14 protein-coding genes are annotated in these 21,170 nt (G+C 60.4%); all 14 read left to right on the top strand.

All coding sequences use genetic code 11. The features are described from left to right. Positions 1 to 52: 52 nt before the first annotated feature. The gene (locus ACOYNV_RS01245; protein ID WP_422897911.1) at positions 53 to 1,831 is read left to right on the top strand and encodes an NYN domain-containing protein; all 1,779 of its coding nucleotides are present in this window, start codon (positions 53 to 55) and stop codon (positions 1,829 to 1,831) included. A 221-nt stretch (positions 1,832 to 2,052) separates the two neighbouring features. Beyond that, on the top strand, positions 2,053 to 3,135 hold the full coding sequence (locus ACOYNV_RS01240; RefSeq protein WP_422897910.1) for a lactate/malate family dehydrogenase: 1,083 nt from the start codon (positions 2,053 to 2,055) through the stop codon (positions 3,133 to 3,135). Beyond that, a complete protein-coding gene (locus tag ACOYNV_RS01235; RefSeq protein WP_422897909.1) occupies positions 3,128 to 3,601 on the top strand; it encodes a hypothetical protein in 474 nt (157 codons plus the stop codon). Before ACOYNV_RS01240 ends, ACOYNV_RS01235 begins: the two co-directional genes overlap by 8 nt. A gap of 346 nt (positions 3,602 to 3,947) precedes the next feature. Next, positions 3,948 to 5,579, top strand: a complete 1,632-nt coding sequence (locus tag ACOYNV_RS01230) for a tetratricopeptide repeat protein (protein WP_422897908.1) — start codon at positions 3,948 to 3,950, stop codon at positions 5,577 to 5,579. A gap of 49 nt (positions 5,580 to 5,628) precedes the next feature. Beyond that, the gene (locus ACOYNV_RS01225) at positions 5,629 to 6,588 is read left to right on the top strand and encodes a metallophosphoesterase (protein WP_422897907.1); all 960 of its coding nucleotides are present in this window, start codon (positions 5,629 to 5,631) and stop codon (positions 6,586 to 6,588) included. Positions 6,589 to 6,808: 220 nt separating this feature from the next. Beyond that, a complete protein-coding gene (locus tag ACOYNV_RS01220; RefSeq protein ID WP_422897906.1) occupies positions 6,809 to 7,822 on the top strand; it encodes a hypothetical protein in 1,014 nt (337 codons plus the stop codon). Positions 7,823 to 8,123: 301 nt separating this feature from the next. Then, the gene (locus ACOYNV_RS01215; RefSeq protein ID WP_422897905.1) at positions 8,124 to 8,351 is read left to right on the top strand and encodes a type II toxin-antitoxin system Phd/YefM family antitoxin; all 228 of its coding nucleotides are present in this window, start codon (positions 8,124 to 8,126) and stop codon (positions 8,349 to 8,351) included. Further along, positions 8,348 to 8,767: a type II toxin-antitoxin system VapC family toxin gene (locus ACOYNV_RS01210; protein ID WP_422897904.1), complete on the top strand. Its 420-nt coding sequence runs from the start codon at positions 8,348 to 8,350 to the stop codon at positions 8,765 to 8,767. Before ACOYNV_RS01215 ends, ACOYNV_RS01210 begins: the two co-directional genes overlap by 4 nt. 92 nt (positions 8,768 to 8,859) lie before the next feature. After that, positions 8,860 to 9,405, top strand: a complete 546-nt coding sequence (locus tag ACOYNV_RS01205; RefSeq protein WP_422897903.1) for a cyclin-dependent kinase inhibitor 3 family protein — start codon at positions 8,860 to 8,862, stop codon at positions 9,403 to 9,405. Between the two features lie 257 nt (positions 9,406 to 9,662). After that, on the top strand, positions 9,663 to 9,836 hold the full coding sequence (locus ACOYNV_RS01200) for a hypothetical protein (protein ID WP_422897902.1): 174 nt from the start codon (positions 9,663 to 9,665) through the stop codon (positions 9,834 to 9,836). A 155-nt stretch (positions 9,837 to 9,991) separates the two neighbouring features. Then, complete coding sequence (locus ACOYNV_RS01195; RefSeq protein WP_422897901.1) at positions 9,992 to 10,975, top strand: helix-turn-helix transcriptional regulator; 984 nt, start codon at positions 9,992 to 9,994, stop codon at positions 10,973 to 10,975. Between the two features lie 365 nt (positions 10,976 to 11,340). Next, on the top strand, positions 11,341 to 15,051 hold the full coding sequence (gene recC / locus ACOYNV_RS01190; RefSeq protein ID WP_422897900.1) for an exodeoxyribonuclease V subunit gamma: 3,711 nt from the start codon (positions 11,341 to 11,343) through the stop codon (positions 15,049 to 15,051). Continuing rightward, positions 15,048 to 18,839, top strand: a complete 3,792-nt coding sequence (recB, locus tag ACOYNV_RS01185; protein ID WP_422897899.1) for an exodeoxyribonuclease V subunit beta — start codon at positions 15,048 to 15,050, stop codon at positions 18,837 to 18,839. Before recC ends, recB begins: the two co-directional genes overlap by 4 nt. Continuing rightward, positions 18,836 to 20,989, top strand: a complete 2,154-nt coding sequence (recD, locus tag ACOYNV_RS01180; protein ID WP_422897898.1) for an exodeoxyribonuclease V subunit alpha — start codon at positions 18,836 to 18,838, stop codon at positions 20,987 to 20,989. The genes recB and recD overlap by 4 nt, the downstream gene beginning before the upstream one ends. Positions 20,990 to 21,170: the final 181 nt, after the last annotated feature.

The raw sequence follows: 21,170 nt of genomic DNA, 5'->3' as shown, positions 1-21,170 counted from the left end.
TCCACACGCTCGTCGTTACTCCATCGCACTTCACCATTGAATTCGCCCACCCATGGAAATCGATAAACATCCCATTCCCGAAGCCGTGGTCGACGCCTTTTGCCGACTGGCGGACGAACTCAAGCCCGCACTGATATTAGCCAAGGGGGAACCCACGCTCTTTCAGAAGCATCGCGTCCTCCTGCAGAACGTGCCTGTGGCCCTGAAGTGCATCAAGACGTCACTGAAGAACGACCGTCATCTTGATCCGGCGATTGCAACGCTTCTGCGCTGCGACAGCCTTTATATGAAAGTGGTGGCCGTTCTCTCGGAAGCAGCACTGGCGAACGGTTTTTCAGCCCTGGTGATCTACTATGGGGAGGCGGATTTTCTGGCGGCCACGCTGCTCGACGAACGCGAGGCGGTGCGAAAGTTGGCACACGATTTCATTGCCGGCTGGGACGGTAACAACTCCGACGACGGCCGGCGCGAACAGGCGGCAACCGACATCAGCACCACGTTCGCCCCTTTCCTCGAGAACCTTCAGCGATTTGCAGCCAACGCCTTGCCACCCATGGCCTGCGCTGACAAAGGTCAAGGACTGGCCGAGAAGATCAAGCACGACAAAGCGCTTGAAGCCGCCAAGGCCGAACTGGCACGTCTCACCAAAAGTTCCGACCGGGAGCAGAAGGAACGGAAGGAACTCCAGAACCAGAACGCCGTTAAGCAGCTGGAGATCGATCGATTGCTGGGCGACATGGTTGCGGCGCACAAAGAAACCAGATCCCACCAGTGTTCGCTCATTGATGCCCAGAAGGAACTTGCGGAGTTACAAACTTCGTTACAGCGGCTTATCGACGAAGGCATCAGCAAGGCATTAGCCAATAAGCTCCGACATTGGATCGAGCCGGTTCTGAACACTGAAGTTGCGGTGGCCAGCGAGCAGCGCAGCGATCTGCTGGCCCGTTCGGCCGCTGCGCTCGTGAAACAGCGCTCGCAGGATATCCACTCCGGAAACCGGGCCGAACTGACCCGAATGATTGCGGAACGGCGCCAGATGTTGGCCGACGTACAGCGGGCGCGGATTGATGCGTTGAACCCGCTTCCGGAACTCACTTCAATTGCCGCCGAACTGGAGCGCGCAATTGGCGACCTTTCTCGCCGTCTTGGGCCGTCTGATGAACACCTCAGCGCGACCGTGTCGGGACTGCTGGCCAGAATCAATGCGGCAATTTCGCTCGACGCGTTGTCCGCGGTACGTAAATTCATCCAGGAGGCGGCCTCGTACGGACTGTTTGAGCGGGATGAACTGCACTGGCTATATCGTGCAACGGACAATAAAGCGGGCCTGCTTTACGACAAGGCGGAACTATTGGACAAGGAAAGTCCCGGTTCTCCGACGACGCGGTTTTTTCTCCGTCACGCGATTGCGCAAGGACATCCCTTCACGCTGTTTATCGATGGGCACAACGTTCTCTACACACTCAAGGATCTGTTCTTACGCCATTTTCTGGACGACCACCCTGGCCCCTTGGCGCGAACCGAACTCGCCAACTGCCTGACCTCAATCTTTTTCAAGCAGGGGGCCGACGTGATGCTTTATTTCGACGGCAATGACCCCTCACAACAGTCACTTTCCGATCAAGTGCGCGTCTTTTATTCCGGTGGAGCGGGAGCGCATCGGGCGGATGAGGCGATCCTCAAGCATCTCATGCATTACGTCCATTCGGATTCCTCCGCACCACTCTGCCTGGTCACCAATGACGCGGACTTTGCCCGCCAGGCGAGTGCAATGGGCGTCTGCATCATTCACCCAGAGGAATTCGCCACATCGCTCGATATCGTTGCGTGATACAGGTGCATGGACCGCGGGAATTCAGACTGATGCAGTGTTTCTCATGATGGTCAGTGAGCAAAAGTGACGTTGACCGGGGTATGGCACTCAAGGATACTCGGTCATGCGCTTTTGCAATTTTTCCCCATTGGGCTACGAAGAGATGTCAGTAGTAGCCTGAATGCAGCGAGCTAAAGCCAGGAACTTCACCCGATCAACGTACGCAAAAGATCTCGACAATGGATATCTCGGTAATCGGTGCCAGTGGAAGCTGCGGCCGTGAGGTCGTGACCCGGCTCGTCAGCGAAGGCGTACTCGGGCGCGGCGAGTTGCTGCAACTCGTCGGCGGAAATCCGGACTCCGTCCGGCCCAGCTATCTGCACGGCCTGCGGGCGGATCTGCAGGACGCCTACGCCGAAAACATTCCCGAACTGGATGTCACCGACAACGCAGATGAAATCGTTGGCGATATTGTCGTCATGGCCGCTGGTGCCACCTTTCCCACCGATGCCGCCAAGGCCGGAAGTCTGCAAAGCAGGGACGATCTGGCGCGTGCCAACGCTCCCCTGTTTGAGCACTTTGCCGCCGCCGTGGCGCGCAACCGCAAAGGCAATCCACCCGTCGTCATCGTGCTGAGCAACCCGGTGGAACTGGGCGTTCATGTGTTCTGCCGCCACTTGCCGCGTGAATGCGTACTGGGCATGGGCTCCTTCAGCGATTCGCAGCGTTTTCGCTGGGAGATCGCCAGCCAGCTCGGCGTCGGGCGTCAGCGCGTGCATGCCTCGATGGGCGGTGAGCACGGCCTGGGCATGATGCCGCTCTGGTCAACGGTGCGCATCCACGGACTGCAGGGCAAGGAACTCGCTGCAACGATTGCACGCTTGCGCGATGGCACGACCTCGGCCGACTACGCGGCCCGTCTGGCCTCCGAGCATGCGGCGCTGATGGCCGAAATGATGGCGGATCCTATCAACGGCCCGGTTCGCGCCATTGCCCGGATCACCCGGTTACCGCCCGATCTGCGTGTCGCGCTAAAACCCTTCCCGGTGCATTACTCCCAGGCCAAAACGATTTCCGCCTCCGCCACGGCCACCGTTGAGCTCGTGAAAGCGCTGTGCGAAGGCAGGGCGGTAGAAATCTGTGCGCAATACCAGCATTGCGGTGAACTCGGCATCCACGGCCCGATCGGCAACCGCGTGATTCTGGAAGGCGCGGTGCGGCGTGTCGTGCCGGGCGACGATCTGACGGAAGAGGAAATAACCCTCCTGCAAGCCTGTGGTATCCGCTGTAGCAGCAAGATCAAGGAATGGACCCATGAGTGAGGAAGCGAATGGCCCCGTCGACGAATCCCCGCTCAACGTACTGGCCATCGGCCTGCTGGATCGGCCCGGCGCAGCCCATGGCGTGGCCGAAGTGTTTTCCGGGCGTGGCCTGCAAATGGAAGCCTTTCACGGTACCGCTGGCAGCCTCAACCCCGACGGCCAGGCCCAGGCGCTGATCCTTTTTCGCGCCGACCCCGACCGCGCCAATCTCGTTATCCGCGTCATCCGCCGCCTGTCCAGCGTCAGCAGTGCCGAACTCCTTGCGGCGGACGATCCGCGCATCATTCAATCCGTGCTGATTGCCATTTCCGACGCATCCGCGCCAATGGGCATCAACATCACCCCGCTGGACCCACAAACAGCACTTGCCGCAGGATCGCCCACGGCGATGCAGACCTGGCTTGCTTCCAGCGTGGCACCACGGCGCCTTGGTGCGCTAAGGCTGGATCTGCTACTCAAGCATTAGTCACACAACCCACACTGCCAGTAACGACTCCGGGGCAATTGCCCAGAATGAAACGATCGTTTGCGCCTGTCTGGTCAATGGAAAATGCCATGGCATTGAAGAACTCGAACTCGTTTCCTTACCGACTTTGCACGAGAAGTTGAAGAACGGAGAAGCGATCGCGAATATAAGGCGATGAAGCGGGCTGGACAGCTATTTCAATTGGTTTGAAATGTATTCGCGACTCCAGTTCGTTTCGCTGCAGAAGTATGGCGCATCTCTTTCGGGAGGCTCGTTATATGAGCCTCCTGCCGCGTAAAGTGATGCTTATGCCTTCAAAAACAGCGTAATCAGACAGGAGTCGCCCATGTCAAAAAAACTCAGCCTGGATCAGGAATACTCACAGTGGCAGCGTCAGTTTGCCGCCGATGCGTTGGCGGACGACTATGCTGAGATGCGCCGCCATATTGACTACCTTGAACTGGATTGCACGCCGCAGGCCATGGTTGATGATACAGCGATGCTGCTCCTGGCTACCCTGGTTTACCGCCAAATGGACGGGCAGGAATGGGAATCCATCCTCAAGCAGCAACGCTACCGCCTCGGTGGCGACGGCCTACCTTTCTACTGCATGACATTCTGTTTGCTCGAAGGCCATTACGGCCGAATCCTTGCCGACGAGAAGATGTCTGGTGTGGACTTCGCTGACCTGTTCAATCATCCCTGGGACGAGTACAAAACGGCCGGTTTCAGAGACGTCCGGATATCTCGGCTCGATGGGGAGGCGATTGACGGGGACGAACTTGAAACCTTGGAGCGCCTGTTTAAGGAAGACATCTATTACGATTGCGCTGAAGACGAAGTTGACGCCTGGGTCACTGCAACGGAACTCGAGGATACAGTTCTGGCCAGCGCCGTGGATGTCTGCCTTCCACAGAACCTCCAAGCCGAATTCCAATCGTGCAGCCTGGCGGCAGCAACTGGCGATACTGACGCGATGAACCAGCTGGGTGCCTTGCTGCTTAATGGCACAGGGTGCACCGCCGATGCCGAAGCAGCGGTACGATGGTTCGAGGCAGCAGCGGAAAAGGGCGACGCGGCCGCCCAGTTCAATCTCGGCTTGCGCTACCTTGACGGCAGTGGGGTCGAACAGAACGAAGAAACGGCCGGTTACTGGATCGCCCGCGCTGCAGAACAAAATCATCCCGCCGCCCTAGGTGAACTCAGTACGTTTTATCGCGTCGGGCGTGGGACCGAACTGAATCTGGTCCAGGCGTGCGAACTGCACATGCTGGCTGCACGACTGGGAGATGCCGGCGCGCTTGGCAAACTGGCCGAGTATCGGGGCGATCTCGTCAAGCTTGCCCTTGACGGAAACCGGCAACTCGCTTTTGCGCTGTGCCACATGTATGACTGGGGTCTGGGCGTCGACATGAACCCGGCGCTGACCTGGGCGTGGCTGCGCTGGGCCCATGACGGCTGCGACCCCCTGTCGGACGATAAGGCATGCGCGTTGGCGATCAACGCCGACGTAGTCGAAGCCTTCCGCTTCTTCCGGCGCGTGCTGGACAAGACCGTAATGGAAGAAGGCGAAGCCCATTTGATCGAGTGGCTCACTGCTGCCGGGATGTCGGACAGCACCATCTTCAGGCCCATCCTGGTCGTTCTTGCCGAAGGCGGCAGCATCGCCCTCAAGGGACGCTGGGTCAGCGGATCGTGGCAGTTCATCCGCGAGGTTGGCGACCAGACACCGGAGATGATCGACGAGCAGGCCATCCATCACACGAGTCCTGCGGCTGATAGCTGGCGTGGCGCACTCAAACTCATGGACCGATATCCATGGCACTGTTTGACAGCAACCGAGGTTCATCCTGAGTTTGCCGAGCGCGTCTGGCAAGCCTATGAACGGCGCTGGAGTCGCATTGATCGCCAATACGAACGTAACCGCGATTGCTGGGAAATAGCCTGTGGCAGGCGTTTTGAAGAGGATGGCAATTGAATCCGGCATCCCGTGACACAATCCATGATCAATACATCGGGGGATCAATATGAACTACGACATCATCGGCGACATCCACGGTCATGCCGACGCACTCAAGGCCCTTCTGTCGAGCATGGGCTACCGCGAAAGCAAGGGTGCCTGGCGCCATTCGGAACGGCAAGCCGTCTTCGTTGGCGATTTCATCGACCGCGGACCGAAGCAACTCGAGACCGTAGATCTTGTGCGGCGAATGGTCGATGCCAGTAGTGCCCAGGCGGTCATGGGCAACCACGAGTTCAATGCCATTGCCTGGTACCTGCCTGACCTGAAACAGCCCGGCGAATACCTGCGTCCCCACCTCTCAGCCAAGCATGGGGACAAGAACTACAGGCAACACGAGGCGTTTCTCAATGAAGCTATCGGCACGCCACGGCATAAGGAAGTCATCGACTGGTTTCTGACCCTGCCGCTATGGCTGGAAAACGAGATTCGTGTCGTGCATGCCTGCTGGCATCAGCCTTTCATCGAATACCTCAGTGAATGGCTCGCTAGTGGTAACAGACTGAGCGCAGAACTGATGGTCGAGGCCAGCCGTGAGCCTGCGAATGAGGCGGAAAAGGATACGCCCGATGAAACGATCTTCAAGGCCGTCGAAGCCCTGACCAAGGGAATCGAGATTCCCTTGCCGGATCCTCATTTCTTCGTCGACAAGGATGGGCATAAACGCTACCGGGTGCGCACGAGTTGGTGGAATTCCGATGCGGCGACATATCGGCAAGCCGCGCTGCTGGATGCCCCGTCACGCGAAGCGCTTCCTGATGAGCCGATTCCAGCACACGTCTGCATCGGTCACGATGGAGGGAAGCCATTGTTCATCGGCCATTACTGGAGGTCCGGGAATCCTGAACTCTTGTCGGACAAGGTGGCCTGCGTCGATTACAGCATCGCCAAAGGCGGCAAGCTCGTCGCCTATCGCTGGGACGGAGAACCCCTTCTGGATAAGAGCAAGTTCCATTGGGTTTCATAGCAGGGGAGAGCGAGTGCTGCGTACTGACACAATCGCGGTTCGCCTACAAGTTGAGTTGGTTTATCCCCCAGAACTGGCGACGAATGTGTGCACAAAACGTCGCAGACGTGATCTTGTAAGCCAGCAACTTGAAAGCGTTACGCGTTTTCCTAGGCCGGAAAGTCATGCAATTCACACAGCCTCATTGTCGTGTTCGAAATTTTGAGAGAGGGATTTGCTTATGGACTGGTTTGAACGTCTTACAGGATTTCGTGAGAACGCCTACGACGAAACCTGTCGCCAACTTGAGGTAGAGGGCAACCAACTTCACTCCCTGGTCAACGGGAAAAGCTATGGCATTGGAGAGCTCGAACTTGTATCGCTACAGACTTTACGCGAGAGGGTAAATAGCGGGGGTGGCCTGCCGGGGCGACTCAAGGTAAGCGTAGTGACGGGTGACGTACGGAAACTCCACCAGTCGCCGGAATATAACGGAGCACTGTTCCAGGTCGCCTCGCAGTTCAACTTGTTGGAAATGGTTTCACCCACAGTGACACCGGAGCAGGGCGTCACACGCTATCAGCACGATTCAACACAAGGTCCAGCCTGCGCAATCGCAGCGGGCGCGGCCACAATATACCGAAACTATTTTGCCCCGGTGGCAGGTGGCCATGGCCAGACAAGTGAGCGTCAGTTTGACGGCTTGGCTGACCTTGGAAATATCCTGAGCCAAGCCGTCGGTCTGACCGTTGAAGCGTTGTGGAGCATGAGTAATGGCTACGCCTTATGCACCAGTGACGGACTCAACGCGATTTCAGAATATCTTGGGGCACTAGCGCCAAAGGAGATCGACGTATTGAGTGGCAAACTGCGGATCGGTGTGCATAGTGATGTAGAAGTCACAGACGCCCAAGGACCTGGCCGGCCGCATGTTTCACAGGTTTTTTGTTCGGCTCTCCCGATCGCCTACAGCAGTGTGTCTGGCGCTCACTGGAAAGCGTTCGCGTCGCTAATCCTTCAGGCCGCGTACAACGCCACGATGTTGGCCGCTGTGCTGAATGCACAGCGCGGCGCATCGAAGATCGTTCTGCTGACACGACTTGGCGGTGGTGCTTTTGGAAATGACGACGACTGGATCCATGCGGCGATGCGTCGGGCGCTACAAACTGTTGAGGGATTTGATCTCGATGTGAAACTTGTAAGCTATGGATCGCCATCGCACGCGATGCTGCAAATGGTCGAGGACTTTGGATAGGTTGCCAGTCGGGGGCCTTCATTCTATGCGATCGGCTATGTTTTCTCAAATAAAGCACGGCACCTTCGGCATTTCGGGAACCCACATAAACATTAGGGTGCTGTCGCCTAACTTGCCGAATCCTGAGTAAGTAGCTCTATTTGGTGGAAGTTGGTTTCCTGGCATTCACCGAGACAAAGTGCCGCCCCGTGGCATTTTGGTTCAAGCAGGACCGCGCCCGGATCTCGGATCATTACCTAGAGTTAATCTGTCCAAAGCGTGCTATTATATGACTATGGTTGACGACTATGGGAGCTATACCATGCAAACAACAATTGGCGCCGGAGATTTCAAGACAAAGTGTCTAAAACTGCTGGATGAGGTGGCTCTCACAAAGGAGCCATTGATCATCACCAAGCGCGGCATACCGGTTGCGAAACTTGTGCCCATCCCGGCTGAAATTGACCTGTACGGGGCGCTGGAAGGCAGTGTAATAGCCGAAGGTGACATCATCTCCCCGCTGGACAACGAGTGGTCGGCCTGTCAATGAGTGCGCTTGTCATCGACACGCATGCTCTTGTATGGCTACTGGAGAAGAGCCCGCAGCTAGGGCCCATCGCAAGAGCAGCTCTAAAGCGGGCTGCGTCGGTCCATGCGTTGTATGTTCCTGCAATTACCCCCTGGGAAATTGCAATGCTCGTAAGTAAAGGCAGGCTGACGCTCAAGCGCGATGTCGGTGACTGGCTGGAGTCCGTGTTCGCATTACCTGGGATACGACTTGAGCCGCTATCGCCGGCGGTCGCGGTGGCCAGCACGCGATTGCCTGGAGAAATTAACAATGACCCAGCCGACCGCATTATCGTGGCAACGGCCAGACATCTGGGCGTACCGCTGGTTACCGCAGATGCCAACTTGTTGAGCTATGGCGAGCAAGGACACCTTAAAATCATCCAGGCTAGACAATGACCCAACCGCCATGCAGAACTGCCGGGGTTTCAGTTGAGGTGTCTCTCCTCCAGTAAATCGCACAGCATTTGAATACCCGCCGGAGAAAATTGATGGTTATCAAGAACAGCCTAAATTCACCGCTTCAAATCGCCGAGGTTCTTTTGCAGCCCGGCGAAGGGCGCATTGGACTCACTTTGTGTCCTGGTAAAAAGGATCCAGGTCACTGGAATCGGAACTTGAGTGAAGATCTCAAGGTTATCCGGGCCTGGGGTGCGACGACAGTCGTGACGCTGATTGAGGATCACGAATTTCAAATGCTTGGCATTGAAACGCTGGGGCAGGATGTGCGCGCACTGGGTATGGACTGGCTGCATCTTCCTATCCTTGATGTCAGCATCCCCGATCACCGCTTAGAAGAAGCCTGGGGCCTGACTGGCCCCAAACTGCATTCCCGGCTTGACGCGGGTGAGCGAATCCTGATCCATTGCCGTGGCGGACTTGGCCGCACCGGATTGCTCGCAGGTCGTATGTTGGTGGAGCGTGGTTGCGATCCGCGAACTGCGATTCAACGGGTTCGGGCGGTTCGGCCCCATGCAATCGAAACAGCAGCACAAGAACAATATGTTTTGAATTCGACTGTAAGGGCGGCAGAGTAAACCTGAACGTGCCATTCCGACGATCATTGAATCCCGGGGAGAGTGAAAATACGGGCATGGCTTAACTCCACCATCAGGGCAAGTGTTTTCCTGCTAAACACTTTCCCCATTCAAAGAACACCTGGCTCATCTGGCGAGCCCTGAACACTCGACAATCCCATTGCACTGCGCGATAGCTCAGGGAAAAACATTCCAAAAAGAGAGCATCACGCCTGGCAATGCGTTTTAACTCTTGTCAATTGTTCGGGCCTTAACCAATGAACACACTGCAACGACTCTTCGACCGTCTGGTCGGCTTCTCCCGCTACGAAACAGAACTTCGCCACAAAGCCTATCAGGTGTATTGCGGACCGACCCTCAACCTCATTCCACTTGAAACCCCAGCCTGCTGGCGACGCCCGGCGCGAGTGCAGGGAAGACGTCGCGCATGATCACCGGGCACACGGTGGTCAAACATCATTCTATGCCCTCAGTCTTATGCCAGCGCATCGGCAAACCGGTTAAGATGCTTCCCGAGGCTCACGTTTCGAGCTTGGCGGGAGGCGCCCTGTTCATTCCTCCCGGACATCAGAACCGGGGGAGAGCAATGAGTCAGACCGAGCGGTACTACAAGATCGACCAGTTGCTCAACGATCGCGGAATCGTTTCCTTCCAGACGCTGATGGATGAACTCGAGGTCTCACGAGCCACGCTCAAGCGGGATCTGGCCTACCTGCGCAACCGCCTCAATGCCCCGATCATCCACGACCGGGATGCCGGCGGCTACCACTACGATCGCATTACCCCCCGGGTTGGCGCCCAGTACGAACTCCCGGGCCTCTGGTTCTCGGCCGAGGAAATCCACGCCCTGCTCACCATGCAGCACCTGCTGGTCAACCTCGACACGGGCGGCATGCTGGGTCCGCACATCAAGCCGCTGCTCTCGCGGCTGACCGCCTTGCTTGGTACCGCCGACAACCCGGTCGAAGAGATCGTTCGGCGGATTCACATCGAAACGGTGGGCGCTCGCGAATTCCATCTCGACAACTTTCAGGCGGTGGGATCAGCCCTGTTGCGCCGCAAGCGCCTGATCATTGACTATTACGCCAAGGGCAAGGACGAACTGACGCAACGTGAGGTTTCTCCACAGCGTCTTGTCCATTACCGCAACAACTGGTACCTCGATGCCTGGTGCCATGTTCGCAACGACCTGCGCGCCTTTGCAGTGGATTCGATCCGGCGCGCTGAAATACTGGAAAAGCCCGCCAAGAATGTTTCCGAGAAGCGACTGAACGAGGTGCTGGGTGCCGGCTATGGGATCTTTGCCGGAGAAAACGTACGCTGGGCTACCTTGCGCTTCTCGCCAGAACGATCACGCTGGGTGGCCAGCGAACGCTGGCACCCGCAGCAGAAGGGCAGTTTCCTTGAGGACGGCCACTATGAACTGACTTTGCCGTATAGCAACGATCCGGAATTGCTCATGGACATCCTCAAATACGGCGCCGATTGCATGGTGATGGCGCCTGATGACTTGAAGACAAGGGTCAGCGACGAGATAGGCAAGATGGCCAAGGTCTACGCGACGGCGTAAAAAAGCCATCGGCCAGTGCTGCGATATCTCTCCAATCAGCTCATCTGGTGAGCCTTTAGGCCAGGATAATAGCGAAGGCTCACGCGAGCCCGATCCGTCCGAAGCCGCAGGGCACTAACCAAATCAGGGAGCGACCATGCAAATGCGTGGCAAGCAAATTTATCGTTCGGCCGCCGCTTCAGGCAGTGACCTGAAGTGGGAGTCCGGCGCCCCAAGTGACCAACTTCACCTCGACAATCCGTTCCCGAAAACCTCGCCACGCTCACAAGCCCGCCTTTTTTCCTGCCGATGCGACATGTTCTGTCGGGCTCAACCTCTATTCTCCATCGTTCGCCCCCAACGCCCATTGATCACTGGAGCCTGACTTGACTGCAACCCACCTTCCGGCCGGCCTGATGCTGGTCCATGGCAATTACCCCGAAACGCTGCGCGACCTGTTGCTGACCTGGATGAAGCGTTATCCGCTCGCTCCCCTGGAAAACGAGGTCATCCTGGTGCAGAGCAACGGCATTGCCCAGTGGCTCAAGCTGGCGCTGGCGGCCGATGTCAAAGCAGGGGAGGGCGACGGAGAATCGACCGGGGGCTGCGGGATTGCCGCCGCGCTGGATATCTCGCTGCCATCGAGTTTTCTGTGGCAAGCCTATCGCGCGGTGCTCGGGCGCGAGGCGGTGCCGGAGGCGTCCCCCTTCGACAAATCGCGCCTGCTCTGGCGTTTGATGCGCCTCTTGCCTGACGTCATGACCCAACCGGTGTATGCCCCGCTGCAGCGATTTCTGGACAATGATTCTGACCGGCGCAAGCGCTTCCAACTCGCCGAACGCTTGGCCGATCTCTTCGACCAGTATCAGGTGTACCGCGCCGACTGGCTGGCCGCCTGGGCGTCAGGGGAGGACGTGCTGATAGAAGCCCGGGGCGGACGTCCCTCATTGCCGGATGAGCAACGCTGGCAGGCGGCTCTCTGGCGAGCCCTGCTGGCCGACGTGGGGGCGGACAACGCACCAGCCGGCGGGCGGATGGTCGTGTCCAATGCCGGGCGCGCTGCCGTGCATGCGGCCTTCATGCAGGCGGCCGGCGCCTGGCCGCAGGAAACCCGCCCGCCCGGCCTGCCGCGCCGTGTCATGGTGTTCGGCATCTCGGCCCTGCCGCGTCAATCACTGGAGGTGCTGGCGATGCTGGCGCGCTGGACGCAGGTGCTGATGTGTGTGCATAACCCGTGCGAGCATTACTGGGCCGACATCGTTGCAGACCGCGATCTGCTGGGCGCCACACAGGCTCGCCAGACTCGCCGCAACGGCGTTCCCGAAATCATCTCCGAGGAACTCCTGCACCTGCATGCCCATCCGCTGCTCGCCGCCTGGGGCAAACAGGGGCGCGACTTCATCGGTCTGCTCGACGAGCACGACAGCGATGCGGCGCGCGCGAACTATTTGCCACACTTCACCGCGATCGGGCAGCGCATCGACCTGTTCGACGAACGCGACGCCTCGACCCTGCTGCACCAACTGCAGGACGACATTCGCGCCCTGCGCCCGCTCAACGAAACGTGTGATGTCTGGCCGGCCGTCGATCCGGCACGGGATAGCTCGATCCGTTTCCATCTCGCGCACAGCGCACAACGCGAAGTGGAAATCCTGCACGATCAGTTGCTCGCCGCCTTCAATGCCGATGCGAGCCTCCTCCCGCGCGACATCGTGGTCATGGTGCCGGATATCGATACCTATGCTCCGCACATTCAGGCGGTGTTCGGTCTACTCGAAGTGCAGGACCAGCGTTACATCCCCTTCAGTCTGGCTGATCAGGGTCGACGCCATTCCGATCCGCTAGCCCAGGCTCTGGAGAAACTGATCGGCCTGCCGCAGTTGCGCTTTGCGGCCAGCGATCTGCTGGATCTGCTCGAAGTCCCGGCGCTGCGCCTGCGTTTTGGCATCGCCGAGGAGAATTTGCCGCTGCTCCATCGCTGGATCCGTGGGTCCAACATCCGCTGGGGGCTGCATGCCGAGCAACGCGCGAGCCTCGATTTGCCGGCTCAACCCGAGCCGGCAGCGCCGAATACCTGGCTATTCGGGCTGCGCCGGATGCTGCTCGGCTACGCCGTCGGGGCCAAAGCGACTGACTGGCAGGCAATCGAACCCTATGACGAAATCGGCGGGCTCGATGCCGCCTTGCTCGGACCGTTGGTGCACCTCCTCGACCGGCTGGACGCCACCTGGCGAATCCTGCGCGAACCGGCGCCGGTCAGCGGGTGGTGCGCACGCCTGCGCGCACTGATGGCCGATTTCTTCTTGGCGGAGGAAAGTGGCGATGCCTATACCCTGCAGCAACTCGACAGCGCCCTGCAACGCTGGCTGGAGGCGTGCGACGAGGCGGCACTTAATGAGACGCTGCCCTTGTCGGTAGTTGGCGATTACTGGCTGTCCCAACTGGACGAGGGCGGCCTGTCGCAACGCTTTTTTGCCGGCGCGGTGACCTTCGCCACGCTCATGCCGATGCGCGCCATTCCCTTCCGCCACGTCTGCCTGCTCGGCATGAACGACGGCGACTACCCGCGCACCCGGGTACCGATGGATTTCGATCTCATGGGCAAGGATTACCGACCGGGCGACCGTTCCCGGCGCGAAGATGATCGCTACCTGTTTCTCGAAGCACTCCTCTCCGCGCGCGACAGCCTGCACATCTCCTGGGTGGGGCGCAGCATCAACGACAATACGACGCGCCCGCCATCGGTACTGATCGGCCAGTTGCGCGACCACTTTGCGTCCGGCTGGAAACTGGCCGGATTCACCGGCGAAGCGACCAAAGGGGGCGAAGCGCTGCTCGCTGCGCTCACCGTCGAACACCGGCTGCAGCCCTTCAGCCCCGACTATTTTAGGGTCCAGCCGAATTCCTCACCGCTCTTTACCTATGCCCACGAATGGCGTAACGGCGCCGAACTCCCTCGGGAGGCAGTCAGATCCACGGCAGGGGGCCTGCTGCCGCCACTGCTCCGTGATGAGCCGCTTTCGGTGCGTGATTTGGCGAGCTTCCTGAAGGACCCGGTCAAGACGTTTTTCCGGCAACGGCTGAACGTGTCTTTTGAGCGCGACGACCCGGCGAGCGAGGATCAGGAGCCCTTTGAACTCGACGGGCTGGGCAACTGGAAGCTGCAGGACGAACTTATTCGTGCCCAGGAAAACGCTCTGCTAGACGGCAAGGTGATTGAAACGGCCTGCGCTGCTCAGCTGGCCCGCATCCATCGCCGCGGCGAACTGGCTGCCGGCGGATTTGGCGAGTACATGGCGGCCACCTTGGCCGAACCCATGCCGGATCTCTTCGAGCGCTATCAGGCGGCGCTACTGCGCTGGCCCCGGATCAGCGAAGGCGAAGAGGAAATCCGTTTTTCCGCCGACATCGACGGACAGACGCTGGACGTGGCGGACTGGCTGGGCGGCATCCGGATGTCGGACACCGGCGAGCGCGGCCGGGTCGTGCTCGAGACGAGCAATCTCGTCGACAAGACCAAGCACTATCGCGGCGACAAGATGATTCGCCATTGGGTCACGCATCTGGCCAGTCACCTGGCCGGCGGGCCGCTCACGACGATGATCGTCAGCCTGAAAGGCGAGATCGAACTCAAACCCATGGCGATCAGCGAAGCCGAGGCACACCTCAAAACATTGTTGGCCGCCTGGCAACTGGGCATGCGCCGACCGCTGCCCCTGGCGGCCAAAACCGCGTTTGCCTGGCTCAAAGTCATGCCCGCCCCAGTTAAGGTTACTGGCGGTACGGAAGGTACCGCTAACGCGGCTGAACGCCGTGACGGCGAGCCGGCGGTGGCGCCGCCATTCCCTGTCTCGACCCTTGACAAGGCCATGGACGCCGCACGCCAGGCTTACGAGGGCGGCTACAGGCAACAGGGCGAGGTCGATACCTGTGCGTATCTGCAACGCGCCTACCCGGATTTTGACGCACTTTTTGCGGACGGGGAATTTGCCGAACTCGCCGAATCCCTTTTGCGTCCGCTGCAGCGCGCGATCCCTGCCGAACGCAAGAAAGCCGACAAACCCGCCCCACAAACAGATGCCGGAGTCGCCGCATGAGCACCCCCTCTTTCCCGACTATTCCAGCGCTTCCTGAGGCCCTTCCCGAAGTGCTCGATCCCCTTCGTTTTCCGCTGCATGGCAGCCGGCTGATCGAAGCCAGTGCCGGCACCGGCAAGACCTTCACCATTGCCGCACTCTATGTGCGTCTGGTGCTGGGCCACGGGCAGGCGCAAGCGTACGCTCGTGCACTAACCCCGCCCGAGATTCTTGTCGTTACCTTCACCGATGCCGCCACCCAGGAACTGCGCGACCGGATCCGCCGCCGTCTGGCCGAAGCCGCCGTCTGTTTCTATGCCGACCCGGCGGGCATCACGGCCCGGCCCGCCGGGGAAGACCTGCTGCATGACCTGCGCGCCGAGTACCCGCCTGAACAATGGACCGGCTGTGCGCGCAAACTGCAACTGGCCGCCGAGTGGATGGACGAGGCCGCCGTGTCCACCATCCACGGCTGGTGCAACCGCATGTTGCGCGAACACGCCTTTGACAGCGACAGCCTGTTTACCCAGACACTGAAAACCGATCAGAGCGAATTGCTCTCCGAAGTCGTGCGCGACTACTGGCGCACCTTCATGGCGCCGCTCGATGCGCCCTCCGTGGCCGAAGTCCTGCCCTGGTGGCCGGGGCCGGCAGTTTTGCAGAGTAACTTGCGCAATCTTGTCGAGCACGCCGGCCTGCTTGCTGCCACGGGTGAACCGGCGGTGGCTTTGCTGGCCGCGCGCGCGGAAAAACAGCTACGCCTAGCTAAACTGAAGGCACCTTGGGCGAGCTGGGTAGAGGAATTAAAGGAATTGCTTAACGACGCCGTCGCGGGGAATTGCGTCAATAGGCAAAGACTGCAGGCGCGCTTCTACCTACCCTGGCTTGAGGCGCTACGCGCGTGGGCTGTGGATCCGCAAGCGCTCCAGCCCGAACTTACCGACACCGGCTGGACACGCCTGACCCCGGCGGGATTGAAAGAGGTCTGGATCAAGGGGGACCCTCCAGAGCACCCCGCCCTTGATGCCATCCTGGTTCTCCAGGCGGCTTTGAAAGCACTGCCGACCGCCCGCAACGATCTTTTGCGCCACGCCGCCTGCTGGGTCGCAGAGCGTTTTGACGCAGAGCAGGCCCGCCATGCCCAGATGGGTTTCAATGATCTGCTGACCGGGCTCGATGACGCCCTGCATGGCCCCAATGGCCTGCGCTTGGCCGAAATCATCCGGCGGCAGTTTCCGGTCGCGCTGATTGATGAATTCCAGGACACCGACCCGGTGCAGTACCGGATTTTCGATGCGGTGTATCACGTCGCGCAGAACGACCCCGAGACCGCGTTGATCCTCATTGGCGACCCCAAGCAGGCCATCTACGCCTTTCGTGGCGCGGATATCCATACCTACCTGGCCGCCCGGCTGGCGAGCGTCGGCCGGCTCTATACCCTCAAAAAGAACTTCCGATCGACCCACGCCATGGTCACTGCGACCAATCGCTGCTTTGAAGCGGCGGAAACACGCACGCTGGGTGCAGGGGCTTTTCTCTTCCGCAGCGAGAGCGGCAACCCGGTTCCCTTTGTCACGGCCGATGCACAAGGACGCAAAGACATGCTTCAGGCCGAAGGGGTGCAACTGCCGGCACTCACGGCCTGGTGGTTACTACCCGAGAACGAGGCGAAGCCGATCAGCAAGACAGACTACCTCGACCTGATGTCGGAAGCCTGCGCCAGCGAGATGGTGCGCCTGCTCAATCTGGGCCAGGCCGGGAAGGCGGGGTTCGGTGCCGAGACCCTTCTGAAATTACTGCGCCCGGCGGACATGGCCGTGCTGGTCAATAACCGGACCGAGGCGGTTGCCATCCGCAAGTCACTGGCGGCACGCGGGGTGCGCAGCGTCTATCTGTCCGACAAGGACTCGGTGTTTGCCAGCGCCCAGGCCGCCGAGTTGCAGCACTGGCTGGCCGCCTGCGCGGAACCCGACGACGCGCGTCTGTTGCGTGCGGCGCTCGCCACTGCGACGCTCAACCTGAGCTACCCTGAACTCGATACCCTCAACCACGACGAACTGGCCTGGGAAGCCCGTGTGCTGCAGTTTCGCAGTTACCGCGAGTGCTGGCGTCGGCAGGGTGTGCTGCCCATGCTGCGCCGGCTGCTCAACGATTTCCAGGTACCGGCCCGGCTGCTCGGTGACAGTGGACGAAGAACGGGAGACAGTCCGCAAAACGGCGAGCGCATCCTCACCGATGTGCTGCACCTGGCTGAACTGCTGCAGCAGGCCAGCCTCCTGCTCGATGGCGAACACGCCCTCATTCGCTATCTCGCCGAGCAACTGCGGGAGGCCGGGCAGGGTGCCGGGGGTGATGCTCGGCAGATCCGCCTGGAGAGCGATGCGGATCTGGTGCAAGTGGTCACTGTGCATAAATCCAAGGGTCTTGAATATCCACTGGTGTTCCTGCCATTTGCCTGCGGCTACCGCCGGACCAAAACCAATGACCTGCCGCTGAAATATCATGACGAGGAAGGCCGCTTGCAGATTGCGCTCTCCGATGAGGATGGCGTACTCGAGTTGGCCGACCGCGAGCGCCTTGGTGAAGACATGCGCAAACTCTATGTGGCACTCACCCGCGCCCGTTACGCGACCTGGGTCGGTATCGCCCCGCTGGCCTCGCTGGAGCGTAGCGCCTTTGGTTACCTCCTTCGTGGTGGAGAGGCGCTGGCAGCCGGTGCGCTCGCGGCTTTGCTGAATGACTTGCGCGGATCATGCGAACACATCGTGGTCGCCCCGGCCCCCGAGGCCACAAACGAGCGCTTCAAGACACGGGGTCCGACGACCGTCAGCGGTAAGGCGCGCCAGACGCAACGGGCGGTTCGCGAACACTGGTGGATCGCCAGCTATTCGACCCTGAAGACAGTCGGTGCCGACAGTCTCACGGTGCCCGACACCCCGGCCGAGGACGTATTCCGTGAAACACGGGCTGCGCTGGCCGCCTTGCCCGCCCCGACAACACTCCCGGCAACGCCCCAGGCAATTGGACCGGCCGCCGCAGCGCCTTTCCCCGGCTCGCTGCACGGGCTTCCGCGCGGCGCCGAGGTGGGCAGCTTTCTGCATAATCTGCTCGAATCGGTGGCCACCCAGGGCTTCGCGAAGGTCGCGGCACGCCCCGTGCGGCTGGGAGACATGATTGCCCGACGCTGCAATTTGCGCGGCTGGGATCACTGGATCGAGCCACTGACCGCCTGGCTTCAGGATTTTCTGATCACACCGCTGCAACTCCCGGCGATGGATGGCGTTCCGGCGGCCTCGTTCTCGCTGGCCGGACTGGCCTCCTCCATGGCTGAAATGGAGTTCTGGCTGGCGACGCACACCGTCGATATCGAGCAAATCGACCGACTGATCCGTGCCCATACCCTCGCTGGGGCGCCGCGTCCAGCGCTCGAGCCGGGACAACTCAACGGCATGCTCAAGGGCTTTATCGACCTGGTATTCGAGCACGATGGGCGTTACTACGTGGCCGACTACAAGTCGAACTGGCTGGGACCGGACGATGCCGCCTATACGCCGGAAGCGCTGTGCGAGGCGATTCTCTACGCGCGCTATGACCTGCAGTACGTCCTGTATATTTTCGCCTTGCATCGCTTGCTCAAGGCCCGGCTGCCCGATTACGACTACGACCGCCACGTCGGCGGGGCGGTGTATGTCTTCCTGCGCGGCCTGCATGCGCCCGGTCAGGGCCTGCACACCGATCGCCCACCACGGGCCCTGATCGAAGCGCTCGATGAACTTTTTGTGCAAAAATCCGCAAAGGAAATCGCATGAACCCCGGTATGACCCCCGGCCTTCCGCAGACCGCCCCTGCTACCCCGTTCGCCCCCGAAACCCTGGACAGCAAGGGCCACATGCAGCATCTGCTGACCGACTGGGCGGCGCGCGGCTGGTTACGCCAGCTCGATACGGCCTTTGCCGATTTCCTCTGGCGCGAAGTGCCGGATGCGCCCCCGTTTCTGATTCTGGCGGCGGCCCTCGCCAGTCATCAGCTCGGGCGCGGACACGCTTCCCTGGATCTGGCGGCCACCCTGGATGACCCGGCGTTTGCCCTGTCGCTTCCCCCCGAAGGTACGTACGCAGAAGAATCCGGGAATCCGGCGCAACTGCCCGGCGAAGTGCTGGCCGGGTTGAGCCTGACGCAGTGGCAGGTAGCCCTGGAAAATACCGTCCTGGTGGCTTCCGGGTCTGGTGACACCCCGCTGGTCCGCGTCGGTTCGCGCCTCTATCTGCGCCGCTACTGGCAATACGAGCAGGACGTGCGCGCCGGAATCGATCAGCGCCTTCAGACATCGCCCACCTTGCAGGCGGCGCTGCCGATCCCGGCGTTGCGCCAGACACTCGAGAGCCTTTTCCCGGTGTCATCCGAGCCGGGGCCATCGCCTAACTGGCAGAAACTGGCCTGTGCGCTCGCCGCGCGCAGCGCCTTCAGCATCATCACCGGCGGCCCCGGTACCGGCAAGACAACGACGGTAGTCAAGCTGCTTGCGCTGTTGCAGGCCCTGGCACTGGCGGCGGCACCATTGGGCGATCGGCCGGCACGGCCCCTGCGCATTCGCCTGGCGGCTCCGACCGGCAAGGCGGCGGCCCGCCTGAATGAATCGATAGCCAGCGCGGTGGCCAAACTGCCGCTGGACAGCCTGACCAAGGGGGATTTGGTTCGTGCCGCCATCCCGGTGAAAGTGACAACGTTGCACCGGCTGCTTGGCAGCCGTCCCGACACCCGGCACTTCCGCCACCACGCCGGCAATCCGCTGGCCCTCGACGTACTGGTGGTCGACGAGGCGTCGATGGTCGACCTGGAAATGATGGCCGCGGTGCTTGCAGCCTTGCCGGCCTCGGCGCGACTCATTCTGTTGGGTGACAAGGACCAGCTCGCTTCGGTGGAGGCCGGTGCCGTGCTCGGCGAACTCTGCCAACGCGCGGGGCAGGGCCATTACACGCCGGCCACCGGTGACTGGCTGCTGGCCGCCACCGACGTGCGGATCAACCCGGCGCTGATCGACGAAGCCGGGACTGTGCTCGACCAGGCGGTCGTGATGCTACGTCACAGCTTCCGCTTTTCTGCCGAGAGTGGCATCGGACAACTGGCCGAAGCAGTCAATGCCGGCGATACGGCGGCGGTGGGTAAAATCTGGAAGGCGGGTTATACCGATCTCGCCTTGCTGCCGCTCACCCACAGCGACGACGGGCCATTCCGGGCACTGGTCATCGAGGGGCGCATGGAGATTGGGCAAGCCGCTAAATCTCCTGAGCGTTCAGAGAGCAAACCCGTGCGCTACGGCTATCGCCATTACCTCGACACCTTGCGCCAAGGGCAACCTAAGCTTGAAGCGAGCCCGGAAGCATTCGATGCCTGGGCGAGAGAAATACTGCAAGCCCACGGCCAGTTCCAAATCCTGAGTGCGTTGCGACGCGGTCCGTGGGGGGTGGAAGGGCTCAACCAGCGCATTGCCCACCTGCTCCACGAGGCGGATCTGATTCCGGCAAGCGAAGGCTGGTATCTCGGGCGCCCGGTACTGGTCACCCGCAACGACTATGGCCTGGGGCTGATGAATGGTGACATCGGCATCACCCTGAGGCGACCGGGTGTTGGCGATCAGGGCTGGAGTCTGCGCGTGGCGTTTCCGGCAGGGGATGACGCTCAGGGCATCAAGTGGGTATTGCCGAGCCGTTTGCAGGCGGTGGAAACGGTCTATGCGCTCACGGTGCATAAGTCACAGGGCTCGGAATTCACCCATGCCGTCCTGGTTTTGCCCGACACCCTGAATCCGATTCTGACGCGCGAGCTGATCTACACCGGGATCACCCGAGCAAAGGCCTGGCTGACGCTGGCCCATGCCGGCAGCGCGAAAGTGCTGGGGCAAGCGATTGGGCGGCGTGTGCTGCGCATGAGCGGGTTGATGGGCGGCAACGGGGGATAAATTCAAGCGACTGAATGGAGGGAAAAGCGAACGTGAAATATGGCCGTGCCCATCCGTGGGTGTCAGCTTTTTACGCATTCGGAAATTCAGTCGGTTCTATCCACAATATTGGTGCCTGTTCTCGGTCCATGCAGGTCACTGGAGTTGAGGGTTTTGAATAGACTTCCCATCCGGGCAGGCT

Origin of the sequence: Propionivibrio sp., assembly GCF_049316945.1 — a bacterium.
Lineage (GTDB): Bacteria > Pseudomonadota > Gammaproteobacteria > Burkholderiales > Rhodocyclaceae > Propionivibrio.
The sequence above is the reverse complement of the archived record's forward strand: the minus strand, read 5'-3'. Positions and strand labels throughout refer to the sequence as shown.

What these genes read in the sequence shown, in the direction of transcription:
- ACOYNV_RS01245 (WP_422897911.1), top strand. Translation starts at nt 53, where the DNA reads ATGGAAATCGATAAACATCCCATTCCCGAAGCCGTGGTCGACGCCTTT.
- ACOYNV_RS01240 (WP_422897910.1), top strand. Translation starts at nt 2,053, where the DNA reads ATGGATATCTCGGTAATCGGTGCCAGTGGAAGCTGCGGCCGTGAGGTC.
- ACOYNV_RS01235 (WP_422897909.1), top strand. Translation starts at nt 3,128, where the DNA reads ATGAGTGAGGAAGCGAATGGCCCCGTCGACGAATCCCCGCTCAACGTA.
- ACOYNV_RS01230 (WP_422897908.1), top strand. Translation starts at nt 3,948, where the DNA reads ATGTCAAAAAAACTCAGCCTGGATCAGGAATACTCACAGTGGCAGCGT.
- ACOYNV_RS01225 (WP_422897907.1), top strand. Translation starts at nt 5,629, where the DNA reads ATGAACTACGACATCATCGGCGACATCCACGGTCATGCCGACGCACTC.
- ACOYNV_RS01220 (WP_422897906.1), top strand. Translation starts at nt 6,809, where the DNA reads ATGGACTGGTTTGAACGTCTTACAGGATTTCGTGAGAACGCCTACGAC.
- ACOYNV_RS01215 (WP_422897905.1), top strand. Translation starts at nt 8,124, where the DNA reads ATGCAAACAACAATTGGCGCCGGAGATTTCAAGACAAAGTGTCTAAAA.
- ACOYNV_RS01210 (WP_422897904.1), top strand. Translation starts at nt 8,348, where the DNA reads ATGAGTGCGCTTGTCATCGACACGCATGCTCTTGTATGGCTACTGGAG.
- ACOYNV_RS01205 (WP_422897903.1), top strand. Translation starts at nt 8,860, where the DNA reads ATGGTTATCAAGAACAGCCTAAATTCACCGCTTCAAATCGCCGAGGTT.
- ACOYNV_RS01200 (WP_422897902.1), top strand. Translation starts at nt 9,663, where the DNA reads ATGAACACACTGCAACGACTCTTCGACCGTCTGGTCGGCTTCTCCCGC.
- ACOYNV_RS01195 (WP_422897901.1), top strand. Translation starts at nt 9,992, where the DNA reads ATGAGTCAGACCGAGCGGTACTACAAGATCGACCAGTTGCTCAACGAT.
- recB (WP_422897899.1), top strand. Translation starts at nt 15,048, where the DNA reads ATGAGCACCCCCTCTTTCCCGACTATTCCAGCGCTTCCTGAGGCCCTT.
- recD (WP_422897898.1), top strand. Translation starts at nt 18,836, where the DNA reads ATGAACCCCGGTATGACCCCCGGCCTTCCGCAGACCGCCCCTGCTACC.